The sequence below is a fragment of the Bradyrhizobium sp. genome (assembly GCF_049581145.1).
In the GTDB taxonomy this organism is placed as follows: Bacteria; Pseudomonadota; Alphaproteobacteria; order Rhizobiales; family Xanthobacteraceae; genus Bradyrhizobium.
The window spans coordinates 1-7,405 of record NZ_JBAURI010001227.1; the positions used below are offsets into that span (position 1 = coordinate 1).

Below are 7,405 nucleotides of genomic sequence, written 5' to 3' on the forward strand. Positions count from 1 at the left end.
CCCACGACCGGTCGCCGGTCGCGACCGCGACCGCAGAATTGCCGGCATAACCGCTTCAAGCGCGCCGGAAAGTACGCTAGGTCAGCTGCGCGCCCGGTCGTCGGCCCCAACGCCGCGACCCGATCCATATTGGAAGAAGCTTTACGCGATGGCCCGCAGGTTTTCCGCTCCCTATCTGTCGGAGCCCGTGTCCAGCCTCGCCACATGGACGCGCAATCTCGCGGTGTTCTCGGTGGTCGCGGTCCTGGTTTCGATCATCATCGTCCGCTTCGGATTCTTGGAGATGAAGCCGGCGATTGCGACCTTTTTCGGCGCGCTGGCCTGCGCCGGCCTCTCGATCCTGGTCGGATTCGCCGCTTTCGCCGCGATCTGGCAGAACGGAACGCGCGGCATGGGGCGCATCCTGTTCGCCTTTCTGATCGATGCGCTGGTGCTGGCCTACCCGGCCTATCTCGGCGTGCAATACCGCAAGCTGCCGCCGCTGCACGACATCACCACCGATCCGATCGACCCGCCGCGCTATGAGGCGCTGGCGCGGCTGCGCACCGGCGACGGCACCAATACCGCCGTCTATGCCGGGCTCTATTCCGCCGAACTGCAGCGCAAGGCCTATCCGGACATCGAGCCGGTAGACCTCGAGCTTCCCGTCGAGCGCGCCTATGCAATCGCGCTGCAGCTCGTCAACCGGCGCAAATGGCTCGTGATCGACGCGCGCGCGCCGCAGCCGCCGCTACGCACCGGCCATATCGAGGCGGTGGCGCGGACGCCGATCATGGGGTTTCGCGAGGACGTCGCGATTCGCTTCACACCTGACGGCGAAGACTCGCGCGTCGACATCCGCTCCTCCTCGCGCTATTTCGACAGCGATCTCGGCAGCAACGCCGCGCGCGTCAGCAAGCTGATCGACGACATCAACACCGCCGCCGATGCCGACAACCTGAAGCCGATCAAGAAGGCTCCGCCGCCGAAGCTGCCCGCGACCAAGACGGTGAAGAAGTGAGAAGTGGCGAGTAGCGAATAGCGCCGTCTTCTTCGCTATCCGCCATTCGCCATCCGATAGGTCCCGCCAATCACCGGATCGCCGTCGGTCGCGACGATGCCGCGCGCGACCAGATCTTCCAGATGCGCCAGCACGGAATAGCCGGCCGCCGTGCTGAGCCGCGGGTCGATGCCGATATAGATCGCGCGCACCAGCGTCGGGATATCGGCCTCGCCCTTGGCCAGCCGATGCAGGATCGAGGCTTCGCGCGCCTGCCGATGCCGGATCAGGAATCGCACATAGCGCGGCCCATCCGAAATCTCCGGACCGTGGCCGGAGAAATACAAGTCTTCCTCGCGGCTCGCGAGTCGCTCCAGCGAGGCCATGTAGTCAACCATCGAGCCGTCGGGAGGCGCGACGATCGAGGTCGACCAGCCCATCACGTGATCGCCGACGAAAGCCATTTTCCGCTCCGGCCAGGCGAACGCCAGATGGTTGGCGGTATGGCCGGGCGTTGCGACCGCCTCGAGCCGCCAGCCGGCGCCTTCGATGGTCTCGCCGTGATGGACCGCGACATCCGGCCTGAAGTCGCGGTCGGCGCCGGATTCCGGACTGTGCTTCTCGCTCTCATAGCGCGGCCGCGACGCCCGGTGCGGACCCTCGGCATAGACGATGGCGCCGGTTGCGGCCTTGATCCGCGCCGTATTCGGCGAGTGGTCGCGATGGGTGTGGGTGACGAGTATATGCGTCACGGTCTCGCCGCGCACCGCGTCCAGCAGCGCGGCCGCATGGGCCTCGTTGGCCGGGCCGGGATCGACGATCGCAACCTTGCCCTGGCCCACGATGTAGCTGACCGTGCCGGTGAAAGTGAACGGGCTTGGATTATCACAGAGGATGCGGCGCACGCCGGGCCGAACTTCGTCAACCACCCCGGGCTTGAGCGGAAAGTTGCGGTTGAACGGGACGTCGTCGTTGTCGGCCATGGCACCCTACACTTCAGTCGTCATAGCCGGCGAAAGCGGGCTTTCCAGTCAACGCAGGCGTTCGAGATCAAGCGAGAGGCCGGTGGAATACCGGCTCATATCCGCATGCGCGGACGATGGTAGCGGTGGTCCACGGGCGCTCCCATCGCCTCACGAAAACGCCTGGATGCCGGTGATGGCGCGGCCGAGGATCAAAGCGTGGACGTCGTGGGTGCCTTCATAGGTGTTGACGGTTTCCAGGTTCGAGAGATGGCGCATCACGTGATACTCGATCTGAATGCCGTTGCCGCCGTGCATGTCGCGGGCCAGGCGCGCGATGTCGAGCGCCTTGCCGCAATTGTTGCGCTTGACGATCGAGATCATCTCGGGCGCCATCTTGCCCTCGTCCATCAGCCGGCCGACCCGCAGGCTGGCCTGCAGGCCGAGCGCGATCTCGGTCTGCATGTCGGCGAGCTTCTTCTGCACCAGTTGCGTCGCAGCCAGCGGCCGGTTGAACTGCTTACGGTCGAGGGTGTATTGCCGGGCGCGATGCATACAGTCTTCCGCCGCCCCCATCGCGCCCCAGGAAATGCCGTAGCGGGCGCGGTTGAGGCAGCCGAACGGGCCCTTCAGGCCGGAGACGTTGGGCAGTAGCGCGCTCTCGGGCACCTCCACTCCGTCCATCACCACCTCGCCGGTCACGGAGGCGCGCAGCGAGAGCTTGCCGCCGATCTTCGGGGCCGACAGCCCCTTCATGCCCTTCTCGAGAATGAAGCCCCGGATCTGGTTGTTGTGTTCGGCCGATTTGGCCCAGATCACGAATACGTCGGCGATCGGCGCATTCGAAATCCACATCTTGCTGCCAGTCAGCCGGTAACCATCGGATACCTTTTCGGCGCGTGTCTTCATGCCGCCGGGATCAGAGCCCGCGTCGGGTTCCGTCAGGCCGAAGCAGCCGACCCATTCGCCGGTCGCAAGCTTGGGCAGATATTTCTTGCGCTGGTGCTCGTCGCCATAGGCGTGGATCGGATGCATCACCAGCGAGGACTGCACCGAGTTCATCGAGCGATAGCCGGAATCGACGCGCTCGATCTCGCGCGCCACCAGGCCGTAGGCGACGTAGCTCGCATTGGCGCAGCCATATTCCTCCGGCAGCGTGATGCCGATCAGCCCGAGTTCACCCATCTCGTTGAAGATGTCGCGGTCGGTCTTTTCCTCGAGATAGGCCTTGGTGACGCGCGGCAGCAGCTTGTCCTGCGCATAGGCGCGCGCGGTGTCGCGCACCATGCGCTCGTCTTCGGTGAGCTGCTCGTCGAGCATGAACGGATCGTCCCATTGGAAGTTCACCTGGGACGGCTTGTCCTTGGCCTGCGGGCGCGCGCTCATGAAAAATCCTTTCGCATCAGTCCTAATGGATTGCCTGATAAACTAAAGCGCTATCGGCCGAAGTGCAATTGGCCAGGCGGCGTCCTCATGAACGGTCAGACCTCCAGCCTCTCATTGGCGACGATCTCGATCCCGAAGCCGGACAGGCCCATATAATCGTGTACCGACGAGGTCAGGTTGACGATCGAGGTGATGCCGAGATCCCGCAGAATCTGCGCGCCGACGCCAACCTCGCGCCATTGCCTGTTGCGATCCGCTTCCGCTGTGCTGGGTTCGCCGACCGGCTCGACGGGAACCCCGGCCGCGCCGTCACGCAGATAGACCAGCACGCCGCGACCGGACTTCTTGAAATGCTGCAGCACCGCCAGCATGCGCGCGTGCCCGGTGAAGAGATCCTTGACGATGTTGGGCTTGTGCAGCCGCGTCAGCACGTTCTTGCCGTCGCCGATGCCGTTGTAGACGAACGCGGCATGGGCGATCGAGTCGAAGGGCGAGCGGTAGGCGTAACCCTGCAGGGGGCCGATCGGGCTGTCCAACGCAAAGGTCGAGACCCGCTCGATCAGCTTTTCGCGCGCCTGGCGATAAGCGATCAGGTCGGCGATGGTGACATGCCTGAGCTTGTGGCCGACGGCAAAACGGGCGACCTGCTCGCCCTTCATCACCGAGCCGTCGTCGTTCATCAACTCGCTGATGACCCCGACCGGCGGCAGGCCGGCAAGCTTGCAGAGATCGACCGCGGCCTCGGTGTGGCCCGAGCGCAGCAGCACGCCGCCGTCGCGCGCGATCAGCGGGAAGATATGGCCCGGGCGCGCGAAGTCATTGGCGCCGGCATTCGGGTTGGCGAGCGCCCGGCAACAGGAGGCCCGTTCATCCGCCGATATTCCGGTGCCCCCGTCGGGCTTGTAGTCGATCGACACCGTGAAGGCGGTGGTGTGGCTGGAATCGTTGTGCGCGACCATCGGATCGAGCCGCAGCCGCCGCGCATCCTCGGTCGTGATCGGCGCGCAGACGATGCCGGAGGTGTGACGGATGATGAACGCCATCTTTTCGGCCGAGCAGAGCGACGCCGCGACAATCAGATCGCCCTCGCCTTCGCGATCATCGTCGTCGGTGACGACGACGAGCTCGCCCTTGGCAAAGGCCTGCAAAACGTCCTGGACCGTGTCCGCCATGCTGTAAAATCTCTCGTTTATGCCGGGAGCAATAGCCGGGTTCGCCAAGCCGCGCCAGCACCATTACGCAAGGCTGAGTGGCGCTATCGCCGCATCGCTCCCTATCGTCCCAAGGACAAGCGCTCGCAACTTGTCTAAGATCGCGGTTAACAAAGAACAAGGGAGAGGACGCCCAATGACTTCCACGAACTTCACATCCGCGACCTTCGACTTCGCGCCGCTGCTCCCGGTCGGACTGCCGCCGCCCGCGGCGCGGTGGACCGGGCTTGCCAGGTACAGTTTCGTCGGCGGCAACAACGATCCCGAGCAGCTGCCGCTGGACGGCCTGATCGACGCGGTCAACGCGGTGCTGCGGCGCGAGGGCAGGACACTTGCGACCTATGGCCTGGCCAGCGGCCCGCAGGGCTACCGCCCCTTGCGCGAGTTTCTCACAGCGAAATTGCAGCGCGATGCCGGCATCGCCTGCAGCGCCGACGATATCCTGATCGTCTCCGGCTCGCTGCAGGCGCTCGATCTCGTCAACCAGACGCTGCTGGCGCGCGGCGACACCGTGATCGTCGAGCAGGAGAGTTATCAAGGCGCGCTGAACCGGCTGACCAGGCTCGGCGTCAACACGATCGGCATTCCGCTCGACCATGACGGCATGCGGATGGACGTGCTGGCGTCCAGCCTGGCCGACCTGAAAGCGCGGGGCATTCGGCCGAAATACATCTACACCATCCCGACGGTGCAGAATCCGACCGGCACGATCATGCCGGCAGCGCGCCGCGCCGAGTTGCTCAGACTCTCCGAGCAATATCGCGTGCCGATCTTCGAGGACGATTGCTACGCCGACCTGATCTGGGACGGCAAGCGGCCGCCGGCGATCCACGCGATGGCCGACAATGACGGAGTGATCCATATCGGCTCGTTCTCCAAGTCGATCGCGCCGGCGCTGCGCGTCGGCTTCATCGTCGCGCCCTGGACGATGCTGTCGCGGATGCTGGCGCTGAAGACCGATGCCGGAAGCGGCGCGCTCGAGCAGATGGCGCTCGCGGAATATTGCGCGCCGCACTTCTCCTCCCATGTACCGAAGCTGACGGCCGGCCTGCGCGTGAAGCTGGATACGCTGATGGAAGCGCTCAACGAACACTTCGGCACGACTGCCGAATTCGATGCTCCGAAGGGCGGCATCTTCCTCTGGGTCAAGCTGCCCGACAATGTCGATACGCTAAAACTCTGTTCCGCGGCGCTGGCCGCCGGCGTCTCGATCAATCCGGGACCGGAATGGTCCACCGACAAGGCCTATTCGAAGAACCGGCTGCGACTGTGCTTCGCCAGCCCCTCGGCTGAGCAGATCCGCGAAGGCATTGCCGTGCTCGCGGACATCTGCCGAAAGGAGTTCGGCGTGCCGGTCCGGATCGCCAATGTTGAAAAGCGGGCACAGATTTGAGGTTTTGCGGCCAAAACCGCTCCGTCGGCATCGGTGTGCCTCAATTTTTGATTTGTCTAGACAGGCGCCCGGGCGCACAATGTCCGCCTGTCATTCGGCGATCCGACACTGCAATGTTCGGAAGCAGCTTCCCGCCTCAGGGGGTCGGAGATGCAACGCTTCATCTGCGAACAAAACATTGCCCATTTTCAGAAGCTGCTGGCTCAGGAGCCGGCGCCCGCGCTACGCCGGACCCTGGAGAATCTGCTCAAATCTGCGATGCGCGATCTGGCCATGCTGGAGTCGGCGGAATCCGGCGCCGACAGCTCACTGCTCGAGTCGCGCCGACGGCGGCACGGCGACACGCAAACCACTCGGATGCTGTTCCAGGCGGAGTTCGATGCCTCGGCGCATCCCTATATGCTGCTCGACCCGGGTCCCGGCCTGCGCATCGTCGACATCAACGACGCCTACGCGAAGGCGACCCTGACCAGCCGCGAGGACGTCGCCGGCAAGTCGCTGTTCGAGATCTTTCCGGACAATCCCGATGACGCCCTCGCCGACGGCGTCAGCAATCTCTACGCTTCGCTGCGGACGGTGGTGAAGACCGGCCAGCCGCATGCCATGGCGGTTCAGCGCTACGACATCCGCGATCCACTGGGCCAATTTGTCGAACGTCACTGGCAACCGATCAATTCGCCGATTCACGACAGGGACGGAATTCTGATCTACATCCTGCATCACGTCGAGGACGTGACGGCCGAATTCGCGGGGACGCCGGCCGAGGCCTCATCATCGGCGAAGCCGGTTCAGCCGTCGACGTGAAACTCGACATTGACCTGGCCGCTGCCGCTCGAAGCGAAATAGTCGCAGAGCTGTTCGGCGGCGCCGTTGTAGTCGTACCAGCCGAGCGCCGCGAACAGCATGATGGTGTCGGCCATGCCACCCTCGCCGTTGCACTTGGCGGCATAATCCGGAAGCATGTCGATGAACTCGCGATAGCGGCGCTGCTGCCAGAGTTCGAGCACCCTGAGGTCGACCTGGCGGTTGAACTCGCTGGCCACACTGGTCCAGGCCTCCGGTCCGAGCTTCCCGTTGGGCCAGAGCCGGTGCGACAACGATCCGCTGGCCAGCAGGGCTGCCCGCTCGCCGGACGCGGCGATCGCCCGCCGCACCGCCTCGCCGAGGACGCGGCTCTCGTCCGGCGAGGTGAACAGGGGTGAGGCGATCGACACCACCTTGGCCCAGCCGTCGCGGTTCATGTAATGCATCGGCACGATGGTGCCGTATTCGAGGCCGAGGCTCGCGACCTGGTGTGCAAGGACGTTGAGACCGCCGCGGCCGGCTTCCGCCGCGATGGCTTCTGCAAGCGCGCTGTTGCCGGGCAGGTCGTAACGCAGATCCTGGATCATGTGCGGCGCCTCGTGGCTCGTGAAGGCGCCGCGATGCTGCGGATTGGCATTGATGTGGTAGCCGAAATTGGACAGCCAATGAG

General features: G+C 64.6%; 7 protein-coding genes. 3 read left to right on the forward strand and 4 right to left on the reverse strand.

What is annotated here, in order from left to right; genetic code table 11:
* The first annotated feature begins 148 nt into the window (after positions 1-148).
* Positions 149-1,000, forward strand: coding sequence for a DUF1499 domain-containing protein (locus WCB02_RS39105; RefSeq protein ID WP_423967662.1), 852 nt, complete (start codon positions 149-151; stop codon positions 998-1,000).
* Positions 1,001-1,035: 35 nt separating this feature from the next.
* Here the strand turns inward: WCB02_RS39105 and WCB02_RS39110 are convergent, their stop codons facing one another.
* The 3 genes from WCB02_RS39110 to ribB form a co-directional block, all read right to left on the reverse strand.
* Complete coding sequence (locus tag WCB02_RS39110) at positions 1,036-1,962, reverse strand: MBL fold metallo-hydrolase (protein ID WP_423967664.1); 927 nt, start codon at positions 1,960-1,962, stop codon at positions 1,036-1,038.
* 150 nt (positions 1,963-2,112) lie between these two features.
* Entirely contained in the window at positions 2,113-3,327 is a 1,215-nt protein-coding gene (locus WCB02_RS39115; RefSeq protein WP_423967667.1) for an acyl-CoA dehydrogenase, read from the reverse strand.
* A gap of 95 nt (positions 3,328-3,422) precedes the next feature.
* Positions 3,423-4,499: a 3,4-dihydroxy-2-butanone-4-phosphate synthase gene (gene ribB / locus WCB02_RS39120; RefSeq protein WP_423967670.1), complete on the reverse strand. Its 1,077-nt coding sequence runs from the start codon at positions 4,497-4,499 to the stop codon at positions 3,423-3,425.
* 175 nt (positions 4,500-4,674) lie between these two features.
* On the opposite strand from ribB, the gene WCB02_RS39125 reads away from it, so the two are divergent.
* Together WCB02_RS39125 and WCB02_RS39130 are read left to right on the forward strand one after the other, a co-directional pair.
* Positions 4,675-5,931 carry a PLP-dependent aminotransferase family protein gene (locus tag WCB02_RS39125; protein ID WP_423967672.1) on the forward strand — a complete coding sequence of 419 codons (1,257 nt, stop codon included), beginning with the start codon at positions 4,675-4,677 and terminating at the stop codon, positions 5,929-5,931.
* A 150-nt stretch (positions 5,932-6,081) separates the two neighbouring features.
* Positions 6,082-6,735: a PAS domain-containing protein gene (locus tag WCB02_RS39130; protein WP_423967674.1), complete on the forward strand. Its 654-nt coding sequence runs from the start codon at positions 6,082-6,084 to the stop codon at positions 6,733-6,735.
* Here the strand turns inward: WCB02_RS39130 and hpaD are convergent.
* Positions 6,720-7,405 (reverse strand): 3,4-dihydroxyphenylacetate 2,3-dioxygenase (hpaD, locus tag WCB02_RS39135; RefSeq protein ID WP_423967676.1); only part of this gene is annotated, 686 nt, incomplete at its 5' end. The two genes, WCB02_RS39130 and hpaD, sit on opposite strands and share 16 nt — an antisense overlap.